This window comes from Actinoplanes sp. NPDC051346, assembly GCF_040682215.1.
Taxonomy (GTDB): Bacteria; Actinomycetota; Actinomycetes; order Mycobacteriales; family Micromonosporaceae; genus Actinoplanes.
On sequence record NZ_JBFBAJ010000016.1, the window covers coordinates 1 to 19,366 of the forward strand.

The following is a 19,366-nucleotide window of genomic DNA, read 5'->3' on the forward strand; positions in this document are numbered from 1 at the left end:
CAGCCCATTCCTCACTCGTCAGATCGCCACGTGCCATGCCGGTTCAACGATCGACGTTCATGATCGCCACCACGATCTACGAGACAGAACCTAGGGGCGGCCCGTAACGCCCATACTCAGGCCCACGCCTCCCAGCCTGCGACCCCCCAGACTCGGGACTCTGCTCATCCGTAGCTGTGCAAGTCCGAAAGGTCGTTCTGGGGATTGTACGTGCAGTAGTACTTCCTAATTTTAAACTCGAAAATACTATTCCTACTCATCGCGAACGCGAGTTCCCTGCATTCGCGGCATGAAGAGTAACTAGCGTGGAAAGCGTCGCCCGGCGTCGCAAAGGTTGGCAAACCACAATCGTTCGAAGCGGCGGCCGGCGACGCCTCAACCAGGGCAAGACCGCCGGTCGCCAACATTGCCGCCAGTACACTGCGAGCGAGGAACCCCTTGCTTCGCTTCATCATTTCCCCCACAAATATGGCATAACAGATGGCAGCCCGGCGCGGTCGCTCCACGCAGGGTTCGGAAACCGCGAAAACTGTAGCAGAGCAGTTGCGAGGGCGCCACCTATAAGCTTCCAGGGCTCGCTGCCTTTCCCTCATATTGCATTCCTTGATCTGTCATGGTGGCGCAGTAGTTACGTAGAAATCGGCGGTCGCATTCGGCGAACGGCGGCGTCTATTATCGCCGCCGCCTCGACCGCCGAGGTCTCTGCAGTATCAATGAAGAAACCTTCGGTGAGCGATTCCGTTACATCCCACGCTGCCATGCGCTCTGCTACGTCACCAGTTTCGCGCTCAATAGCGCGCCGTTCTGCGACGTCTCTCGGGCACCATAGGTGCACCACAAGCCAATCACTCTTCGGAAACGCTCGTTTGATCGCGGATATGGCCATGGGCTGCCGCCACGCACGCCCAGCAGCTCTGTGATCTAGGGTTCGCGCCCTACCTGCACCGTCCGTGACCTGCCCGTCCGCTTCGCGGCGGACCCCGGCGATCGGCGGCAAAACGCAGCGAATGAGACCACAACTGAGACCAGAGCACGACGACGTGCCGCCGGGCGTTGAGGGCGGTACGGGATCACCCCCGCGTACGCGGGGAATACCCTTCTTGACCTGGTCTTTCGGTGGAGTGGATGGGCTGAAGATATCAGTCCCGTCGCACCCTGGGTCTATGTCTGAGCGAGCCTGGAGCGCGGGTTAGCGGGCGGATCCTGAGCTGCTGGCGACGACTGATCGACTGGATCAAGCAGAGATCGTGTTAGGAGCAGTTACGGGAGTGCCGCGTAGACAACCGTCGCGTCGTCACTGCCCTTCGCGCGCGTCCAGCGCTCTGCCGAAGGATCACTCGCCTCGGTCTCTCGAACCTCGCGGATCAGATCAGCCGGACCGTTCTCATTCAGAATTCTGATCACGTCGGTCCATGTGATGGTTTCAAATAGCATTACGCATCGCGCCGCGCCGTCCGTTAGAACCGCTACATCTGTCGCGTCCTTCAGAGCGACCGATCCCCTAATCGCATAGTCGGCAGCGTCGGGATTTGCCGCAGCAACCCAGAATCCTCCAGGTCGATTACGACACTCTTGTTGGCGGCGCTTCATCCTTTTCAGCGCTTCGCTGCGCTCATCCGAACCGAAGGGCAACGCCATGGCGGCTTCCTTCTCTTCATGGGCTGCCTGCCGCACCCGATCATCCGTTAGCACGATGTTGCCATCATGGGTTCGAACGACAATGATCGTGTCTGCCAAGACGAGATACTCTAGGCGGTCGTCGCAAAGGCGAACCATCGCCACCCCAGCCGACGGCGTTCCCGGGTGGGTTAGGTCGCACTCGGGATGCATAGCCGCGACACGGCGAATACCATCCGCCAGTACGTCTCGAAGCATGCGGCGTGGCCGGACCATCGTCCCGTCCATCAACTCGGAACCCAGCCTATCGACGTACCACGCAATGCCGTGCCGACAGCCGGTGTCAATGCGTGCCGTCGCCCCGTCAAGCACCACGATGGAATCTTGATTCGCCGCAGACCAGTCCTCATTGGGAACCGTCGGGTCGCCCGGTTCGCTCGCGCTAACAGGTTTCACTGAGCTGCACCATCGTGGCGATAGATCTGTGAGGCCCGAGCACTAGACGTTACCTGGCGTGACTCCGCATCGAATTCGCAAGTCACAATGACGGAGAAACGGCGGGTCTTCATTTCGCGGTAAAGCTCTGCGAGGTTATTCTCGATATAGTGAGCAGCACCGGCCGTGCCGATTGCATGAATTCCAGCCATGTAGAGAAACGTTCCCTTGCCGTCCGGACGAGGAAGCCTTCCGAGATACGCCACATCGGCGTTCTTCCCTGAGTCGCATGGCGAGCGGTGGACGGTTCCCGTGTGTCGTTCTATAAGGTGCCAACCTTCACTGTCCTTGGCAAATCCGATGTTGCTGTCGGACTCAAGAATCTGTTGGACAAGTGGCGATAGTCGTGGGCCGCACGCCACGATTAGGTTCGATCGATTAAGAGTCACGAACCCGGGCGGAGGGACGACTTCATACTCTGCCTTAAGGCCAAGGCTTCTTGCGAGCTCCGCTAACCGGTCATATGCCGCTAGCGCTTCCGCCGATACGACCGCGCCCGGCTTTTCCTTGCCCGCCTCGTGCTTTCCACCGAGCGCGACAGTGAGCCCGCCGGTCCCAAGGAATGCCCGCTCCGGACGTATGCCAGCGGAGAGCAGTTGCGAGACACGCGATCTCGACATGTCGAGCATGTCGGCTATCTGAGATTGGCTCATGCCGCTGGAGAGCAATTCCTCCAACGCTTCACGGCGAAGCCTGGATAGTTCGCCGATGGCCGATTGGTAATCGTCGATCAGGGCGTGGGCCGCGATCGCCCGCTCTCGCGGCCCCTTGATGGTCGCCAGCTTGCTGGGGTCTTCCATCTCAGCCCAACTCCCATCTTTGCCAAGGGGGCTGGACTCAGTCTAGTCCCGTCCACCCACCCTGACACCGACAGGTGATGCAAGGGGGGCGAACGAGCCTGTTGAGGGGGCTTGACAGGCTCGGCCGCCCCGTGGTGTTCTCGTTGTGCACCCCCCTTAACAGGGTCGGTACAGGGCCATAAACCCGAACAGGCGCGCTTGCCTCCGGCAAGAAGGTGCCACGTCCCAAAACTCAACAGTGGAGCCCTCACAGGAGAAACCAGGGCCTTGAGCGCCAGGAACGACGGCGCGACGACGGGATGGCCGGAACCGGGTGCAAGGGCACAGAGCACGGGCTGTTCCCGTGTCATCGATCAAACAGTCCCCGCAGGTCAGCACGGCCGTACTCGCTGCGGTCGCGCTGACCTGCCCTGCAAAGGAGACCCGACTGCCATGGCCTCTCTCGCTTCTGTGGTTCGCCTTTCGGCCCGCCAGAGCGCCGTCTGGCGCCCGTGCACCGCCTGCACTGCCCTTGCGCCGCTCGCCCCGGACGCCACCGTCTGCCGCGAGTGCTCGAGCTCGGCGACGCCTACGCGGCGCCGTCCCGCCCGCGCTGCTTAACCCGACAACTGAACGGACACCTTGATGCGCTCCCACAACCTCACCGACTTGCCGGAACCGACCGAGGCAGACCTGGCCGCGATCGAGACCGAGGAACCGCTGATCAGCGCCGAACTCGCCTGGCTCGCCGCCGAGATCGCCATCCTCAACAGCGACGAGCACGGCGGACCAAGCGACCTCGACCGGCGGCGCCTACGGCGTGCTGAGGCTCGAGTGATCCGCGAGACCTTCGCGTACGTCGCCACCACCCGCACCGCCGCCGACCTGCATCGCGCGGCCTGATGTCACGCATCCGGGCCGCGTTCCACGACCCGGACGGCGCCCGGTACGGCATTCCCACCTTCTGGTGGCGAGGCGCTCCGCCTGGTTTTGCCACCCGCCGTCAGCTTCGCGCGCAGGGTCTGTGTCCCGGTCATCAACCGATCGCCGCGCAGATCCTCTGGCGCGGAGTCGGTGGTGTTCGCGTTGCCTACCTGTACCGCCTCGATCGGGCGCGGCCGAAGCGCACCGCCAGCCCGGCCGTGCTCGCCGCCCTGGACAAGGCGATGCGAGCCCGCCGTACCTGCTCGACCTGCCGCCGCGTGCGGCCGTACGTCATCCCGCGCTCGCTCGGCGAGTGCCTTACCTGCCAAGGAGAACCGATCCGATGACTACGCCACTGAAGAAGCGCTACGCCGTTCGGTACCTGATCGTGGACGACTTCGGAAGCCTGCTCTGGGAGGGCAACGCCTCTGTTGTCAGCGACGAAATGCCCCTCGATGACGGGCCCCGGGTAGTCGCCGTCTGGCATGCCATCACGGCGGAAAACATCCGCCGGGACTGCGACCAGATGGGCGGAGTACCAGCGGGCCGGGTCGTCATCACCGCCCTTCGAGAGGCGCAGCGGTGACCACCGCGACGACGCGCAGCGCGTACCCGCCGAACGTTGATGACCTGGTGCCCCGCGCGGTCGAGTACGCGAGGCAACTCGGTGAGGTGCCCTCGCGCAACAAGCTGATGAAGCACTTCAAGGTCGGCGCGGAAAAGGCCAAGGCGTTGCGTGAGGCCCTGGACCGGCTCGCCGAGCAGGACCAGAACGCCACCGACATGCACCTGTATCTGGTCAGCCGGGGCAGCCTCGCCGACCCACCGTCGCTGACTCTGGCGCCTGACCCGGTCGCCGACCCGCAACCCGCCGATGAGGAGCCGGGCGAGCTGGCGCCGGTGCTGCCCCTCAACCCGGAGCCCGAGGCGCCGGATCCGCAGCCGGAAGCGTCACCCGCACCGGCGCCGCCGGACCCGCCCACAGCGAGCAACGCGCCACCGGTGGACGAGCCGGCATCGCGGCCGGTGACCTGGCCGGTGCTGATCCTGTGCCTGCCCGCGTTCGTCGCAATCTGGGGCGGCTGGGTCGAGATGGGCCGCCTCACCGGATTCGGCCACGTCAAGCTGCTGCCCGGCATCGCCGACCGGGTCGAGATCAACACCGCGATCACGCTGCCCGTCGGCGTGGAGACCTACGCCGCGTTCGCATTGTTCGTGTGGCTGTCCGGTCGCGCGGTCGGCGCCGCCCGCGAGTTCGCGAAGTGGTCCGCGCTTGGCTCGCTGGGTTTGGGTGCGCTCGGTCAGGTCGCTTTCCACCTGATGGCCGCCGCCGGGTGGACCTCAGCGCCGTGGCCGATCACGGCTGCCGTGTCCTGCCTGCCCGTGGCGGTGCTCGGCATGGGCGCCGCCCTGGCCCACCTCATGCACAAGAACTGATCGCTGTCCCCCCTGCTCACCGCAAGGAGATCCCCGTGGCTCGCCATCCTGCCCGCATCGACACTCGTCCGGTGGTGCACTACTACCCGGTTCCTGATCCGAGCGCCGACGTGATGCCGGTCGCCGCTGACTTGTTCGTGTACCGGCAGCACGTTGCCGAGATCGCCCAGCGCCGGGAACGCGACCGGATCCTCTACGCCCGGTGGAAACAGCGCCGCGCCGAGCGGGCCGCCCGGGACCGCCGCAACCGGCGAATCCTGCTGGCCGTCGCCGTCCCGCTGACCGTCGCCGTACTCGCCGCGCTGGTCACGCTCGGGTGGCTGCTCTGGGACGCCATGACCGGCGTCAACGGCCCCGCCCTCATCGTGCTGGTTCTGCTCGGGATGGTCGCGGTCGGCGGCGTCGGGCACCGCTGCATCACCGTCGTGCAGCACTGGCACTGACTTCGCCGGCGGCACAGCCCACAGCCTCGCGAGCAAGCGCTGTGCCGCCGGTCCTACCCGCAAGCTCACCAAAGAGCAGGGGAGGTCTGTTCATGCTCGCGCACTTCCTGTCCCACGTCACCCTGACCCCCGAGGACACGCCCGCCCCGGACGTGATTGCCGAGCGGGCTTTGGTCGCGCTCGGCGAAACCGCTGACGCTGTCGCCGCCGCGCTGACGGCGGCCGGATTCGCCGGGTTTCCGATCACGGCGGATCGGTGCCCGATCGGCAACTATGTTCGGGCTAGCGACGTCCGGATCACTGGTGTCTCGGTCGGCCTGGACGCGGTTCGCGTCTGGACTGCCACGACGCACGGCATTCCGGCTCCGGTGGCGCTGCCGGACGCGGTCCGCACGTTCCTCGGCCGGTTCGACGCACGCCGATACCCCGATCTGATCGCCTCGCCCGACGAGACCGATCCGGCGGTCCCGCCGGATCCGGGCACGGCCGAGACACCCGCGCCTGCGGTGTACCCGATGCCCGCCCCGGCCGACGACGCCCGGTTCACGTTAGGCCTGACGCTCGACGTCGGCAAGGTGCTCGCCGCGCACGGATACCCGCCGATCGAGTCCGGGACCGACTTGGCCGGGCTTCAGCAAGCGCTGTTCGGCTTTCTGTACTCCCCGATCCCGGCCGCTCCGGTGGCATCGCCGCTGCTCACACTCCCCGCAGACCCGGGTGTGTCCATCCTCGTTCGGAGGCGCTGATGGCGTCGCTGCTGGATCAGGCCACCGCGAACGTGCGGCGGCGACGCCGCAGTCAGGTCCGCCGCTGGCTGGAACGGCACCCGAGCGCCCGGCTCGCGGCCCGGGGCGGCCGGTGGGCCTGGCGGCGGCGTCGACACGTGACCACGGCCGCCCGCTGGTCCGCCCGGGGCTTCCGCCCCATCGAGGCGACCACCGTCGGGTGCGCCTACTGCGGCCGGCAGGTCCCGGCCGCGAAGGCGGAACAGCACATCGAGAAGTACAACCGGGCCGCCGCCCGCAAGCTCAACCCCCCGCCCTCGACCCCGCCGCCCACGAAGCGGCAACCATCGCCTCGACCGCGCCCGGCGGACACCCCGCCGCGCTCCACCCCTGGCACCACCTCTTCAACTGGAAGGAATCCGTCTGTGGCAACGCAGGAAACCACCGCACTGGCCCGCGCCGCCCGCACGGTCGGCGAGATGGACCCCGCCACCGCGTGGGATCTCGACGCCGAGCTTGCCGGCATGGCCACCGTGATGCTGACCCTGGCCGAGAACGTCGGCCAGTGGATCGAGCGACTCGACACGCTGAAGGTCGACCCTCGGGTGACCGGGCAGGCCGCGAACGCCGTCGCCGAGCTGGCGGAAGTGTCCGGCACGTTCTCCCGCACCCGGCGGGTGTTCCGCACCCTGTACGCCTCGAACTTCGAGGCAGCCGAGACCAACGTGCGGCAGATCCGCCGTCAGGACTTCTGGAACCAAAAAGCTGCCTGACCAACCCACCTGTTCACCCCTTGCCCCGGGGCCGGCCGCCATTGCGTTGGTGGCCGGCCCCCGGCCGTTCCTCGCCCGTTTTCGTGCCGTCCGGAAAGGACACTGGTTGTGAAGCGCAAGTCGCGTGATCTGTACGTCGGCATCTCGCCGAACAGCTCCCGACACCCGGTATGGCGCGCGATCGGCGCGGCCATCTACCGGTGGCGGTGGCAACTTACCCCGCTGTTCGTCACCCTGCCCCTGCCGATCGCCGGTTGGGGACTCGCGCTGATGTGGGCGCACCTGGCGATCGGCTGGTTCCTGGCCGTGTACGCGGTCGCGCTGTGCTGCGTGATGGCGTGGCTGGTCATCGGTATGCACCGCTTCTACGACCGGATCTACACCAACGCGGTCGCCCTCCTCGTGTTCGCATGGCTGTCCACAGTGGCCCTGCGTCCCGGCGACGGCCGGCTCTACGGATGGTGGGCGCTCGGCTGGCCCCTTGTCGCGCTCGGCTGGTGGTGCGGCCCGGCGCTGCGCTCGAACACGGCGCTCGACCGGATGCGCAAGCGGTGGGACTCCGTCGCCGACCTGGCCGGTATCGCCGGCTCGAAGCTGACCGGGGTCAAGGACACCGCCGTCGGGCGGGTGCTGTCGGTCGTGCTGCCTGGCAACCACACCGCCAAGGACGTCAACCGCGACCGCATCGAGTCCGGCTACTCCTACCGGCGCGGCTCCGTAACCGTCGTGCCCGACAAGACCAACGCCCGCCGGGTCGACCTGCACGTGGTCGACCGCGACCCGTGGGAGTCCGGTCGCACCATCGCCCACCCCGCCATCGCCAACCTGCACCACCTCGAAAACCCCGACCCCGGCGGCGACGACACCCCGACGGTTGACCTGAACGGCACGGAGGCTGCCTGATGAAAACCCCCACCAACGACCGGCCCACGCTGTGGACCCCCGGGGCGCGGCGGATCACCGACGGGATCCCGCTCGGCGAACGCGCCGACCGCTCGCCGATGATGCTCGACCTGTGGACCCGCGAGCACGGCGCCCGCCACGCCCTAATGGGCGGCGCGTCTGGCTCCGGCAAGACGAACACCCTCAACGTCATCACGTGCGGTCTGGCCGCGTGTGGTGACGCGGTGATCTGGGCTATCGAGGTCGCCAAGGCCGGGCAGGGACAGGCCGCGTGGCTGCCCTGCTTCGACTGGCTCGCCACCCGCCTCGACGAGGCCGTGAACATGCTCGACGCGGCAGTGGCCATCATCGACGCCCGCTCCCGCGTGCTCGCCGCTGCGGCGGCCCGCGGTAAGGGTGACGACAAGGTCATGCCCACGCCGGACATGCCGCTGCTGGTCATCATCATCGACGAGGCCGCCGCGCTGTTCGGGATCAAGACCGGCGACCCGGACCGTGTCGAGCTGGCCGCGCAAGCGACCGAACGGGCGCGGCAGATCTCGCAGACTGGCCGCTCCGCCGGGGTGGAGCTGCTGGTCACGACGCAGCGGCCGACCGTGGCGGCGCTCGGCGACGACGGCGACTTCCGCAGCCAGTTGCACCCGAACCTGTGCCTGCGGATGAACCGCCGCGCCGACGTCGGTTTCGTGCTGCAAAACGTCGACCTCGACACCGTCGACACGACCCTGTTCAACGTGCCAGGCCTGCTCTACGTCCAAGACGGCCCCGACGTCGACCCGCTACCCGTGCGCTCCTACGCGCTGTTCCAACCGCCGATCGTCAACCGGCTCGCCCGCGCCCTCGCGGTCGGACGGCCGACGCTCGACCCCGTAGCCCGCGACGCGGCCGGGGAACCGTACGCGGCGCGGCCCGCCGACCCGTTCCAGACACCCGCCACCCGGCCCGCCGCAGCCCGCCAGGGCAGCCCAGCCGACGCGACCACGACCCGACCGAAGAAGAGCCGCGCCGCCACCGCTGAAGCGCTGAACGCGGCCCGCGCCGCCGCCACCGCCGACCTGCCCGCCGTGCCGGCCATCCCACTCACCGACCTCACCCCTGACGGCAACGCCGCCGCCGAGACCGACGCCAGCGACGCCCCGGTAGCCGACGCCATCACCGCCGTACTGGCCAACGCCGGGCCGAACGGCCTGACCGCCAAGGAGATCACCACCGCTTCCGGCAAGCACCGGGGCAGCGTCCACCGCGCGCTGCGGACGCTGGTCGATAACGGCGCCGCCCGCCGAGTCGCGGTCGGCAACGGCTACCGCTACCACCCCACCACCACCCCAGAAAGCAACGCCGCGTAACTGTCGCGGGCTGTCGCGCGGGTGTCGCACCTGCCGTCTTAAGACGGCTTCTACGCGCGCCCGCGCGCCTGCCCGCGCGCGCCCGCGCGCACTGGAGCCTCTCACCCGCGCACGGGCGCGACACGCGACACCCGCACCCCCATCCGTCACACACCGTGAACACATCCGGGGGTGAAACGTGTCTGCCTCACCCATCCGTTGCGGTCACTGGATCGGCGGCGAGCGCCGCCTGTGCCTCGCCGCCGACCACATCCGCCGCTACCTGACCGGTCAGCGCTGCCCGGCACACACCCCGGCCGCGCTCGCCGGACTCCCCGAACCGCCCTCCACCGCGCTGACCACGGAGGCACCCATGCCCGACCCTGCCCCGATGCTGGCCGCCGCCCTGGCGCTCGCCGCCGAGGGCTACCCCGTGTTCTTCCTCGGCCGTACCAAACGCCCGGTCGCGAACTGCCCCGGCTGCCCGAAAGCCGAAACCGACCCCAGCCACGACCCGGAAGCTTGCCCCTGCCTGACTTGCCACGGCTTCTACGCCGCCACCACCGACGCCGACCGCATCCACACCCTGCACACCGCTGTGCCGTACGGCATGCTCGCCATCCGCACCGGCCGCGCCGCCGACCTCGCCGTGATCGACGTCGACCCGCGCAACGGCGGCACTGTCCTGCCCGACCTGATGCCACCCACCCGCTGCGTACGCACCGGCTCCGACGGCTGGCACCTGTACTACCGCCACCCCGGCGTCACGCTCGCCAAAAACCTCGACAAACGCGGCCACCCCGGCATCGACATCAAAGCCGACGGCGGCTACGTCGTCGCGCCGCCCTCGATCCACCCTGGCACCCGCCGCCCGTACCGGCGCGTCGGGGACCGGCCGGCCATTGAGATGCCCCCGCCGCTGGTCGAGCTGTGCCGCCCGGCCGCCCCGCCCGCCATCCCGGCAGCCACCGTCACCCCGATCATCCGGGGGAGGGGCATCTCAAACCCCGCCGCCCTATTGCAAGCACACCTCGACGCGGTCGCCCGCGCCGCTGAGGGCACCCGCCGCAACGTGCTGTACGGCGCCTCAATGGGGGTGGCCCGCATGGTCGCCGCTGGAGCCCTCACCGCCACCGACGCCTACCACGCGCTCTACGACGCCGGTGTCGCTGCCCAGCAAACCCACCGCGACATCCACGCCGCCATTACCGGCGGGTTCCGCGCGGAATCCGTTGCCGTAGAAGGGATTGCCGCATGAACGTGGCCCGTGCTCCGCTGCTGCTGCTCGGCACGCATCAGCCCGGATGGCTCGGCAAGGCGCACGTGCCGCTGTTCGTGTCCGACACCCGGCTACGGGTCTACAAGACGCTGCCTCGCGCAGCTGCGCCGTGGGCGTGCGACTCCGGCGGATTCTCCGAGCTGCAGAAGTACGGCCGGTGGACGATCGGCCCACGCGAGTACGTGGCCCGGTTGCGCCGCTACCGCGACGAGATCGGCTCTCTGCGGTGGGCGGCGCCGCAGGACTGGATGCGCGAATCGATCGTCATCAACGGTGGGCAGATCGGCCCGGTCAAGTTCGCCGGCACCCATCTGTCGGTGGCCGAGCACCAGCGCCGCACCGTGCTCAACTTCGCGCAGCTGTGTGACCTGGCCTCAGACCTCAACATCGTTCCCGCCGTGCAAGGCGACTCCCCGGACGCCTATCGCCGCTGTGTGGACCTGTATTGGTCGATGATCCGCGTTGACCTCACCACTCTGCCGCTCGTGGCGGTTGGCTCGGTCTGTCGCATCCAGGGCACCCGCGAGGCTGGGCACATCCTCGCCGCCCTGCACGCCGCTGGAGTACGCCGACTGCACGGGTTCGGGTTCAAGACCCTCGGCCTGGCCGCGTACGGGCATCTGCTGACCTCGGCCGATTCCCTTGCCTGGTCTGAGGTCGCGCGGAAGATGCGCCGGCCGGCCCTGCCGCAATGCGTTGCGGCTGGCCGGCACAAGAACTGCGCGAACTGCCTCGACTTCGCCCTGCACTGGCGTACCCGCGTGCTGTCCGCCGCAGCTGCGCGACGCACCGATTCCGCCCCATCCGATCTGGAGGACGCAGCATGACCACCCCGCAAGCCGACTTCGACGGCGCCGCCATCCTCGACCGGCTCCACGCCGTCATCACGAAGTACGTCATCCTGCCCACCCCGGAAGCCGTCGACGCCGTCGCCTTGTGGGCCGCCGCCTCCCACGCCCAACCGGCATGGGCGCACGCGCCCCGGCTGGTCATCCGCGCGCCGGAGAAGCGGTGCGGCAAGTCCCGGCTGCTCGACGTGGTGGAAGGGGTCAGCTTCAACCCGCTGATCACCGTCAACGCGTCCACACCGGCGATCTACCGCTCGATCGGTGCGGGCGCGGCGTTGACCCTGCTCGTTGATGAGGCCGACACCATCTTCGGCGGCAAGCAAGCCGAGTCCAACGAGGAGCTGCGCGGCCTGCTCAACGCCGGACACCAGCGCAACCGTCCTGCCCTGCGGTGGAACAACAACCGCGACCAAGCCGAGAAAATCGACACCTTCTGCATGGCCGCGCTCGCCGGGATCGGCCAGATGCCCGACACAATCGAAGACCGCGCGGTGGTCGTCCGCATGCGCCGCCGCGCCCCCGGCGAAACCGTCGCACCCTACCGCGAGAAGCGCGACGGCCCACAACTACGCAAGCTCGCCGCCGACCTCACCGCCTGGCTACGCCCGCACCTGCCCGCGCTGGAGCTGGCCGAACCGCCTATGCCGCTGGAAGACCGCGCGGCCGACACGTGGGAACCACTCGTCGCCATCGCCGACCTCGCCGCAGGTGACTGGCCCGATCGCGCCCGGCACGCCGCCGAAACACTCACCGCCGAGCGCGACGGCAACGCCCCCGCCTCTGAACGAGTGCGGCTACTCACCGACTGCCGCACCGCGTTCGCCGACTACGACGCCATGCCCACCCAAGCCCTGCTCGACCACCTCAACGGTGACGACGAAGCGCCCTGGTCCGAGCAGGGACCTACTGGCCTGACCGCCATGAAACTCGGTGTGATCCTGCGCGAGTACGACATCAAATCCGAGGCGATCAGCTTCGGGCCACCGACCGGCCGCGCCAAGGGCTACCAGCGCGCCGCGTTCGAGGACGCCTGGGGCCGCTACTGCCTCCCCCCGGAAACCCCGATCACCGGCCCCTACCGGCCGTACCAAGACCTCGCCGCAGGGCCGCGTTCCATCCGGCTCGTCCACCCCGCACCGCCCGACCAACCCGCCCTCCACGACGAGATGCCCCCGCCGCCCGACGACGCCCGAGGCACCGCATAACCGCCCGCTCGACGGTTTCTCGTCCCCAAGCCTCGCAAGCCTCTCAAGCCTCTCGTTTTCCGAGTTTCCGCAGCTCAACCCCTGAGAGGCTTCTACACCCCTGAGAGGCTTAAGCCTCTCACCGACGACGACACCGATCCGCCACACGCCACGCAACGTAATCGTGAAGCGGTCAAGTGAGAGGCTTAAGCCTCTCACCCCCTCCCAAGCCTCGCAGTACCTGAGCAGCCAAAACTCTCAAAGTGAGAGGCTTGCGAGGCTTGCGAGGCTTGCGGACGAGAATTCGAATGTCGACGCTCCGTCAGATCGCTGCACAATCGCCCGGCAGTCGACCGCGCCTGATCGCCCGACCCGCTGAGAGCCACGCAGACCAATCCGCGCATATGACCACCGTCGCCGTGCCCGGATCTTGCCTCTACGGCGCTCACGGCGGGCCGTTCTACGCCCCTTCAAGCCACCGGCCTCCGCACCCACGCATCAACGCGCCCGCGTGCCGAGCGCCCGGCAGCGGCCATGTGAGGCCATCGGACACCCCTCGCCACGCCAACGCACGGGGAGACGCCATGAAGAAACCGGACGGGATCCCGGAATTCTATCTACCTGCCGAAGTAGCCAAGATCCTTCGATGTTCCGAGTGGTGGGTCAAGGAACAAGCCCGCCGAGGCCGCATCCCGTTTTGCTGGATCGGCGGCGGTTATCGATTCCTGCCAGAACATCTCGGCGAGATTGCGCAGATGTTTGAACGCCGCGCAGCCGAGTCACCAGCCGCCATGTCCACCGGTTCAGCCCGCCGAAAGAACGGAAGTACCGCAAGTCGCCGAAGCAGAATCGGAACTGATTCCGCGAATCTGACTGCCAAAGTTCCACCCCGCGCCCGGCAGGCTTTGTCACAGAGCGCCGAGGCGGCCTGAAAGGCGCGCTCCGCGCCGACCGATGTTGCGGTCGGCGCGGGGGCACCTCAACGCCGGAGAGAGTGAGATGGGATACGCCGAGAACGCAGGCACGTATTGGCGCGGACGGTACAAGTCGGCGTCCGGGAAGCTCGAAACGGTTCGAGATCAGATCACCGGGAAGCCGGTTCACTTCGAAACGAGGCGAGACGCGAAGCGGGCAGCCGACCGAGCCGAGGCAGACGACGCGGAGCAAGCACCACAAGCGCGCAACGCGGATACGGATCGCTGGATGACTTTCGGTGCATACGCTCGATCCTGGTATGCGCGTCAGGACCTGGCCGCCTCAACGATGCAGAACTACCGGCGCCACATCGAGAACCACCTCCTGCCAACGTTCGAGGATTCCGTCATGCGGGCGATAACGGCCGAAGACGTGGACCATTGGGAGAAGGCGGAACGCAAGGCCGGGTACGCGGAGGCAAGCATAAAGACGTGGCGCGGAACTCTCCACCTCTTATGCGAAGACGCCCAAACCGACGGAATCGTTATCAGCAATCCTGCAACGAAGAGGCGAGGAAGAGGAAAGCGAGCAGGAAGGGGCAGGACGCGGAGACCAGAGAAGGTCATCGCAAACATTCTGAACCTGATACTGATAGCCGAGCGTGCAAGCCTGCTATCCGGCAGGGATGACGAATTCGTCGGGCTTGTCGTCAAGGGCGCGACGGGGATGCGGTGGGGCGAGTTGGTCGGGCTTGAATCCCTGTATGTACGCCCCGATTCGATCCGTGTGGAGTGGCAACTCTATGAGCTCGATACAGGAGAGTTCGTCCGCTGCCCGCCCAAGGACGACTCTTATCGAACGATCGACATGCCGGAGTTCCTTGCATGCCTGATCGCGGAGCACATCAACCGCGTAAATCCGAAGTCGTGCAAGTGCCACGGGCGAAAGTACGTGTTTAGCGGGCACAGACCGGCCAATAAGGCTGCACGGGCTCCCGGCGCGAAGCTGGTCGACGTGGCGCGTCTTGCCGACGTGTCGACCGGGACGGTTTCCAATGTTCTGAATCGGCCCGATTCGGTTCCCGAGCCCACACGCGTGCGGGTGATGGCCGCAATCACAGAGCTTCGCTATGTCCGGGGCGGGCCGCCGCCGGGAGAACTGGCTCCGCACTGGCGACGGAGCGGCTTCGCAACCTGGCTGTTCCAGCCAGCCGCGACCGGCTGGTTTCCGCAGGCCGCGCCGAACCCGCCACGCCCTGTGCCGGTTCTCGGCGAACCGTGGCCCGGTGTTCCTGCACGCGGACGGGGCGCCAGCGGGCGGGCTGATGCGTGCTGGCTGCCGATCGCTGCGGGCTTGACCCCGCACGGCTTGAGGCACTCTCACAAGACCGAGATGGATGAAATGGGGGTGCCGGCCAAGCTCAAGGACGACAGGATGGGGCACGCCGACGGATCTGTGGGCGCTCGCTACTCCCACATCACCGCCGCGATGCGCCAGGCGCTCTGCGATGGCCTGACGGAGCGGTGGATCGCCGCGCTACACGCCCGGAGGGACCTATCGCCGCGCTCTCCAGTGGGGGTGCTCGATCGGCTGCTGCGGGCGCTCTAAGTCGGAGATCGGCAAGATCGTCTCCAAAATCGTCTCCAAAACGGTTCTAGAGACGGGCCAGGGCCGGATCTCCGTTTCCGGAGACCGGCCCTGAGCTGCACTTTCATCTGGTCGGGGTGGCCGGATTTGAACCGACGGCCTCTTCGTCCCGAACGAAGCGCGCTACCAAGCTGCGCCACACCCCGATGCGTGCTGAGCAATAGTATCCGACGCCTCTCCGCATGCGAAACCGGTATCCCCCGCGTCGCGTAACCGCAGCTCAGAGGCCTGACCTCCGGTGGCCGGGACGGCTTGGGGCCGCCCGGTCGCCGGGGGTCTTGGTGGCCTGGTGCCGGAGATCGATCCTGGACTGCCGTGCGCTGGGGCCGGGGCGGGCTGGTGCCGGCGATATCGGCGGGAGGAGCCGGGTCAGGGTGCGGTCATCGATGCGTAGAAGGCCGCCGGGTCTCCGGCCAGGGATGCTTTCACGTGGCGGCTCCAGTCGTCGGCGAGGACTTCGAGTTGGCCGGTTTCGATGCCGTCCAGCGCCGCGGTTACCGCCTGGAGTGGGGGGATCTTGGGGCCGTTGTAGCGGGCGGTGAGGTCGGTGTCTGCCGCGCCCAAGTGCAGGGCTGTTACCTGGGTGTTCTGGGCGGCGAGTTCCAGGCGGACGCCGTTTGTCAGGCTCCAGGCGGCCGCCTTGGCCGCGGAGTACGCGTTCGAGCCGTTGAGGGAGAACCAGGAGAGCGCCGACAGGACGTTGAGGATTGTTCCTTCGGCGAGGTGGGGGGCGAAGGCGCGGATCATGTTGAGTGTGCCGTAGAAGTGGGTGTCCATTTCTCGGCGGATCTCGGCTAGGTCGCCTGTGATCAGGCTTTGGCCGGTGGCGATGCCCGCGTTGTTGATCAGCAGGTTGACGTCGGGCGCGGCTGCGGCGGCTGCGGCGATCGAGGTCGGGTCGGTGATGTCGAGGCGTAGGGCGATGACGCCGGGAATGGTGATGAGTTCGGGGCGGCGGGCGGTGGCGTAGACCTTGGTGGCGCCGCGGTCGAGGAGGCTGGCGACGAATTGCTTGCCGAGGCCGCGGTTGGCGCCGGTGACCAGGGCGACGGATCCTGAGATCTTCATGTCGGCTACGCTAAAACCTGACGTTGACGTCAGAGGCAAGGATTGCGACGGGAGTCACCATGCGGATCGGCGAGCTCGCCGCCAAGGCCGGCGTGAGCGTACGGGCGCTGCGCTACTACGAGGAGCAGGGCCTGCTCGCCTCCACTCGCAGCGCCAGCGGGCAGCGTCACTACCCGGAGCCGGCGGCTGAGCGGGTGCGGCTCATCCAGGTGCTCTATTCCGCCGGGCTCTCCAGCAAGACGATCGCCGAGTTGCTGCCTTGCGTGGACGCCAAGGTCAGCACGCCGGAGTCGCAGGCGCGCCTCGCGGCCGAGCGCGACCGCATCGATACCCAGATCGCCGAGCTCGTCCGCACGCGGGACAAGCTCGATGCGGTCATCGCCCTTTCCACGAGCCCTTACAACGGCTGCCATGTAACGACACCGGGCTCGGAAGCAGAACTTGGACTGGCGCCAGCATCGATGTCGGCCTGACCGACGGCTGAGGCACGCGACCAAATAGGCCTGTGGCTTCGCGCGCGGCTGGGCGCGGGCGGCCAGCGGGTCGCCGAGGTAACTCCGAGGCGCGGGTCGCCCTGCACACCCGCGCCTCGCTCGTACCGAAGCTCGTACCGAAGCTCGGCGCCTGGACCGACGCCGAGCAGTCTCGGGAATTCGTGGTCAGGCCGCGGCTTCCAGGTCCGCGCGCGTCAGCAGCGCGCGCAGCGTGATTCCCTCGGCCGACAACGCCTGGGCGCCGCCCTCCTGGCGGTCGATCACGCAGAGCGCGTGGTCGACGTGCGCACCCAGCCGGCGCAGGTCCTGGGTCGAGAGGACGACCTGGCCGCCGGACGTGACCACGTCCTCCACGACCAGAACCCGGCGCCCCGCGACCTCGGCGCCCTCGGCGAGCCGGGCGGTGCCGTACGCCTTGGCCTGCTTGCGGACGAACGCGCACGGGAGCTTGGCGTGCCGGCCCAGCGCGGTCACCACGGCGATGCCGCCCATCTCCAGGCCGGCCAGCACCTCGGTGCCCTCGGGGATGAGGACGGCCATCTGCTCGGCCAGCTTGTCGAGCAGCAGGGGGTCCGACTCGAACTGGTACTTGTCGAAGTATTCGGTGGCGGTCCGGCCCGAGCGCAGGACGAACTCCCCGGTCAGTCGGCTCACGTCGCGGACCTGCCGCGCAAGGTCAGAGTCAGTCACGAACACACAGCCTTCCACCTTGCGCACGGAGCCGCCCGCGCGGGTGCGGGCAAGCCGTCCCGACCATCCACAGCCGCCCGGCGGCGAGCGGGCGGAAGGCGCGCTGGCGTGGGGGGACCGGCATTCACCCGTACGCGTAATTGCTCAAACGAGTGGGTAGAGGTTTGTCTAGTTTCGACTATTTTGCGGTTTATCGAACCTCTGTCTTTTGAAAGGTTTGTCGTGACCCCCTTCGCGCTGCTCTTCCTGATCGCCCTCGCCGGCTCGTCGTGCTTCGCCATCGGTCGCGCCCTCGGTCGCGGCGAACGCTACGAGAAGGGCTATCGCGAGGGTTTCCGCGACGGCGAGACCGGTTCGCTGGCGCGCGCCGCCCGGCTGATCCAGCTCAGCGACCGCCGCTCGATCGCCCCGGCCGTCGAGTCGATGCTGGTGCCCAGCTCCGTGCCTGTGCAGGCGACCGTTCGCACCGCGGCGCCGGCGATCGCCGGAATTCCGGCCCGTCCACAGCTCGCGCTCTGAGGACGAAAGCCCGTCCACAACCAGCGTTCCGAGAAACAGGGGCCCGGACCATAACTCACGCTCCGAGGGAACGAAGGAACGAAGGAACGAGGGCCCCAGACCACAACCCGCACTCCGAGGCGGCAAACGACAGGACGCGAACAGGCAAGGCGCGAACAGGCAAGGCGCGAACGGCAAGACGCGAACAGGCAGGACGCGAACGGCAAGACGCGAACGAACACCCACGGGCGCTACAGCTAACGCTTGCCGATCTCCTCGGCAAGCAGCTCCGCGATCTGCACCGTGTTCAACGCCGCGCCCTTGCGCATGTTGTCGCCGGTGATGAAGAGGTCGAGGGCGCGGGGGTCGTCGAGGGCCCGCCGGATGCGGCCGACCCACGACGGGTCCGTGCCGACCGCGTCGATCGGCATCGGGAATTCGCCAGCCTCCGGGTCGTCGACGAGGATCACGGCGGGGGCGTTGCGGAGGACCTGGCGGGCTCCTTCGGCGTCGAGTTCCGAGCCGAAGACCGCGTGGACGGCGATCGAGTGTCCGGTCACCACCGGGACGCGGACGCAGGTGGCGGAGACCTTCAGGTCGGGGAGGCCGAGGATCTTGCGGGACTCGTTGCGGAGTTTCATCTCCTCCGACGACCAACCCTCCGGGGCGAGGTCGCCCGACCACGGGACCACGTTCAGGGCCAGCGGGGCCGGGAACGGGCCGAGGTCGTCGCCGACGGCCTGGCGGACGTTGCCCGGGCGAGATCCGAGGGCGCGGTCGCCGGCCACCTTGCTGAGCTGGTCGTGCAGGGTGTCGACGCCGATCTGACCGGCGCCGGAGACGGCCTGGTAGGAGGCCAGGACCAGTTCGCGCAGGCCGTATTCGTGGTGCAGCGGGGCGATGGCCATGATCATGGCCATGGTCGTGCAGTTGGCGTTGGCGACGATGCCGCGCGGGCGGTGGTACAGGTCTTCCCGGTTGACCTCCGGGACGACCAGGGGCACCTCCGGGTCCATCCGGTACGCCGACGAGTTGTCGACCACGGTGACGCCGCGGGCGACGGCGACCGGCGCCCATTCGAGCGAGACCGCGTCGGGGACGTCGAACATCGCGACGTCGACGCCGTCGAAGACCTCGGGCTTGAGTTCGTGGACGGGGAGCAGCTCACCGCGGCACGGGAGTTGCTTGCCCGCCGAGCGGCCCGACGCCACCAGGCGGATTTCTCCCCAGACGTTGCGGCGCGCGGTCAACAGTTCGCGCATCACCGTGCCGACGGAGCCGGTGGCTCCGACGACGGCGAGCGTCGGCTGCGGTGACCCCAT

The 19,366-nt window shown here is 67.9% G+C and carries 21 protein-coding genes and 1 tRNA gene; 16 read left to right on the top strand and 6 right to left on the bottom strand.

Annotated features, from left to right (window positions below):
* Window positions 1–1,260 precede the first annotated feature (1,260 nt).
* Both AB0M36_RS31510 and AB0M36_RS31515 read right to left on the bottom strand, forming a co-directional pair.
* Entirely contained in the window at window positions 1,261–2,073 is an 813-nt protein-coding gene (locus AB0M36_RS31510; RefSeq protein ID WP_364164954.1) for a protein phosphatase 2C domain-containing protein, read from the bottom strand.
* Window positions 2,070–2,912 carry a sigma factor-like helix-turn-helix DNA-binding protein gene (locus tag AB0M36_RS31515; RefSeq protein ID WP_364164957.1) on the bottom strand — a complete coding sequence of 281 codons (843 nt, stop codon included), beginning with the start codon at window positions 2,910–2,912 and terminating at the stop codon, window positions 2,070–2,072. The genes AB0M36_RS31510 and AB0M36_RS31515 overlap by 4 nt, the downstream gene beginning before the upstream one ends.
* A 624-nt stretch (window positions 2,913–3,536) precedes the next feature.
* Between AB0M36_RS31515 and AB0M36_RS31520 the strand changes: the two genes are divergently transcribed.
* The 14 genes from AB0M36_RS31520 (at window position 3,537) to AB0M36_RS31585 (ending at window position 15,255) form a co-directional block, all read left to right on the top strand.
* Window positions 3,537–3,794, top strand: coding sequence for a DUF6284 family protein (locus AB0M36_RS31520; RefSeq protein WP_364164960.1), 258 nt, complete (start codon window positions 3,537–3,539; stop codon window positions 3,792–3,794).
* Window positions 3,794–4,162, top strand: coding sequence for an RRQRL motif-containing zinc-binding protein (locus tag AB0M36_RS31525; RefSeq protein WP_364164963.1), 369 nt, complete (start codon window positions 3,794–3,796; stop codon window positions 4,160–4,162). Before AB0M36_RS31520 ends, AB0M36_RS31525 begins: the two co-directional genes overlap by 1 nt.
* A complete protein-coding gene (locus AB0M36_RS31530) occupies window positions 4,159–4,401 on the top strand; it encodes a hypothetical protein (protein ID WP_364164966.1) in 243 nt (80 codons plus the stop codon). The genes AB0M36_RS31525 and AB0M36_RS31530 overlap by 4 nt, the downstream gene beginning before the upstream one ends.
* On the top strand, window positions 4,398–5,252 hold the full coding sequence (locus AB0M36_RS31535) for an ABC transporter permease (RefSeq protein ID WP_364164968.1): 855 nt from the start codon (window positions 4,398–4,400) through the stop codon (window positions 5,250–5,252). The genes AB0M36_RS31530 and AB0M36_RS31535 overlap by 4 nt, the downstream gene beginning before the upstream one ends.
* 35 nt (window positions 5,253–5,287) lie before the next feature.
* Window positions 5,288–5,695, top strand: a complete 408-nt coding sequence (locus AB0M36_RS31540; protein ID WP_364164971.1) for a hypothetical protein — start codon at window positions 5,288–5,290, stop codon at window positions 5,693–5,695.
* Window positions 5,696–5,787: 92 nt separating this feature from the next.
* Window positions 5,788–6,441, top strand: a complete 654-nt coding sequence (locus tag AB0M36_RS31545; RefSeq protein WP_364164974.1) for a hypothetical protein — start codon at window positions 5,788–5,790, stop codon at window positions 6,439–6,441.
* Complete coding sequence (locus tag AB0M36_RS31550) at window positions 6,441–7,193, top strand: hypothetical protein (RefSeq protein ID WP_364164977.1); 753 nt, start codon at window positions 6,441–6,443, stop codon at window positions 7,191–7,193. Before AB0M36_RS31545 ends, AB0M36_RS31550 begins: the two co-directional genes overlap by 1 nt.
* 108 nt (window positions 7,194–7,301) lie before the next feature.
* The gene (locus AB0M36_RS31555) at window positions 7,302–8,096 is read left to right on the top strand and encodes a hypothetical protein (protein ID WP_364164980.1); all 795 of its coding nucleotides are present in this window, start codon (window positions 7,302–7,304) and stop codon (window positions 8,094–8,096) included.
* On the top strand, window positions 8,096–9,442 hold the full coding sequence (locus AB0M36_RS31560) for a helix-turn-helix domain-containing protein (protein ID WP_364164983.1): 1,347 nt from the start codon (window positions 8,096–8,098) through the stop codon (window positions 9,440–9,442). Before AB0M36_RS31555 ends, AB0M36_RS31560 begins: the two co-directional genes overlap by 1 nt.
* A gap of 352 nt (window positions 9,443–9,794) precedes the next feature.
* Complete coding sequence (locus AB0M36_RS31565; protein WP_364165288.1) at window positions 9,795–10,679, top strand: bifunctional DNA primase/polymerase; 885 nt, start codon at window positions 9,795–9,797, stop codon at window positions 10,677–10,679.
* A complete protein-coding gene (locus AB0M36_RS31570; RefSeq protein WP_364164986.1) occupies window positions 10,676–11,527 on the top strand; it encodes a hypothetical protein in 852 nt (283 codons plus the stop codon). The genes AB0M36_RS31565 and AB0M36_RS31570 overlap by 4 nt, the downstream gene beginning before the upstream one ends.
* The gene (locus AB0M36_RS31575; protein WP_364164988.1) at window positions 11,524–12,753 is read left to right on the top strand and encodes a DUF3631 domain-containing protein; all 1,230 of its coding nucleotides are present in this window, start codon (window positions 11,524–11,526) and stop codon (window positions 12,751–12,753) included. Before AB0M36_RS31570 ends, AB0M36_RS31575 begins: the two co-directional genes overlap by 4 nt.
* A 563-nt stretch (window positions 12,754–13,316) precedes the next feature.
* Window positions 13,317–13,664 (top strand): helix-turn-helix domain-containing protein, encoded by a 348-nt coding sequence (locus AB0M36_RS31580; protein WP_364164990.1) that lies wholly within the window; start codon window positions 13,317–13,319, stop codon window positions 13,662–13,664.
* A 67-nt stretch (window positions 13,665–13,731) separates the two neighbouring features.
* Entirely contained in the window at window positions 13,732–15,255 is a 1,524-nt protein-coding gene (locus AB0M36_RS31585; protein WP_364164992.1) for a LacI family DNA-binding transcriptional regulator, read from the top strand.
* Between the two features lie 108 nt (window positions 15,256–15,363).
* Here AB0M36_RS31585 and AB0M36_RS31590 read toward each other — a convergent pair.
* Window positions 15,364–15,440 (bottom strand) — tRNA-Pro (locus AB0M36_RS31590).
* 223 nt (window positions 15,441–15,663) lie between these two features.
* The gene (locus AB0M36_RS31595) at window positions 15,664–16,362 is read right to left on the bottom strand and encodes an SDR family oxidoreductase (protein ID WP_364164995.1); all 699 of its coding nucleotides are present in this window, start codon (window positions 16,360–16,362) and stop codon (window positions 15,664–15,666) included.
* Window positions 16,363–16,421: 59 nt separating this feature from the next.
* On the opposite strand from AB0M36_RS31595, the gene AB0M36_RS31600 reads away from it, so the two are divergent.
* Window positions 16,422–16,835 carry a MerR family transcriptional regulator gene (locus AB0M36_RS31600; RefSeq protein ID WP_364164998.1) on the top strand — a complete coding sequence of 138 codons (414 nt, stop codon included), beginning with the start codon at window positions 16,422–16,424 and terminating at the stop codon, window positions 16,833–16,835.
* A gap of 186 nt (window positions 16,836–17,021) precedes the next feature.
* Here AB0M36_RS31600 and pyrE read toward each other — a convergent pair whose 3' ends face one another.
* Window positions 17,022–17,546, bottom strand: coding sequence for an orotate phosphoribosyltransferase (pyrE, locus tag AB0M36_RS31605; RefSeq protein WP_364165001.1), 525 nt, complete (start codon window positions 17,544–17,546; stop codon window positions 17,022–17,024).
* Window positions 17,547–17,768: 222 nt separating this feature from the next.
* On the opposite strand from pyrE, the gene AB0M36_RS31610 reads away from it, so the two are divergent.
* Complete coding sequence (locus AB0M36_RS31610; protein WP_364165004.1) at window positions 17,769–18,065, top strand: hypothetical protein; 297 nt, start codon at window positions 17,769–17,771, stop codon at window positions 18,063–18,065.
* A gap of 236 nt (window positions 18,066–18,301) precedes the next feature.
* On the opposite strand, the gene AB0M36_RS31615 is transcribed toward AB0M36_RS31610, so the two are convergent.
* Window positions 18,302–19,366 (bottom strand): aspartate-semialdehyde dehydrogenase, encoded by a 1,065-nt coding sequence (locus AB0M36_RS31615; RefSeq protein WP_364165007.1) that lies wholly within the window; start codon window positions 19,364–19,366, stop codon window positions 18,302–18,304.

Bases quoted from the DNA above. Each gene is read 5' to 3' on its own strand.
- AB0M36_RS31515 (WP_364164957.1), bottom strand. From the start codon at position 2,912: ATGGAAGACCCCAGCAAGCTGGCGACCATCAAGGGGCCGCGAGAGCGG.
- AB0M36_RS31520 (WP_364164960.1), top strand. From the start codon at position 3,537: ATGCGCTCCCACAACCTCACCGACTTGCCGGAACCGACCGAGGCAGAC.
- AB0M36_RS31525 (WP_364164963.1), top strand. From the start codon at position 3,794: ATGTCACGCATCCGGGCCGCGTTCCACGACCCGGACGGCGCCCGGTAC.
- AB0M36_RS31530 (WP_364164966.1), top strand. From the start codon at position 4,159: ATGACTACGCCACTGAAGAAGCGCTACGCCGTTCGGTACCTGATCGTG.
- AB0M36_RS31545 (WP_364164974.1), top strand. From the start codon at position 5,788: ATGCTCGCGCACTTCCTGTCCCACGTCACCCTGACCCCCGAGGACACG.
- AB0M36_RS31550 (WP_364164977.1), top strand. From the start codon at position 6,441: ATGGCGTCGCTGCTGGATCAGGCCACCGCGAACGTGCGGCGGCGACGC.
- AB0M36_RS31560 (WP_364164983.1), top strand. From the start codon at position 8,096: ATGAAAACCCCCACCAACGACCGGCCCACGCTGTGGACCCCCGGGGCG.
- AB0M36_RS31565 (WP_364165288.1), top strand. From the start codon at position 9,795: ATGCCCGACCCTGCCCCGATGCTGGCCGCCGCCCTGGCGCTCGCCGCC.
- AB0M36_RS31570 (WP_364164986.1), top strand. From the start codon at position 10,676: ATGAACGTGGCCCGTGCTCCGCTGCTGCTGCTCGGCACGCATCAGCCC.
- AB0M36_RS31575 (WP_364164988.1), top strand. From the start codon at position 11,524: ATGACCACCCCGCAAGCCGACTTCGACGGCGCCGCCATCCTCGACCGG.
- AB0M36_RS31580 (WP_364164990.1), top strand. From the start codon at position 13,317: ATGAAGAAACCGGACGGGATCCCGGAATTCTATCTACCTGCCGAAGTA.
- AB0M36_RS31585 (WP_364164992.1), top strand. From the start codon at position 13,732: ATGGGATACGCCGAGAACGCAGGCACGTATTGGCGCGGACGGTACAAG.
- AB0M36_RS31595 (WP_364164995.1), bottom strand. From the start codon at position 16,362: ATGAAGATCTCAGGATCCGTCGCCCTGGTCACCGGCGCCAACCGCGGC.
- AB0M36_RS31600 (WP_364164998.1), top strand. From the start codon at position 16,422: ATGCGGATCGGCGAGCTCGCCGCCAAGGCCGGCGTGAGCGTACGGGCG.
- AB0M36_RS31615 (WP_364165007.1), bottom strand. From the start codon at position 19,366: ATGGGGTCACCGCAGCCGACGCTCGCCGTCGTCGGAGCCACCGGCTCC.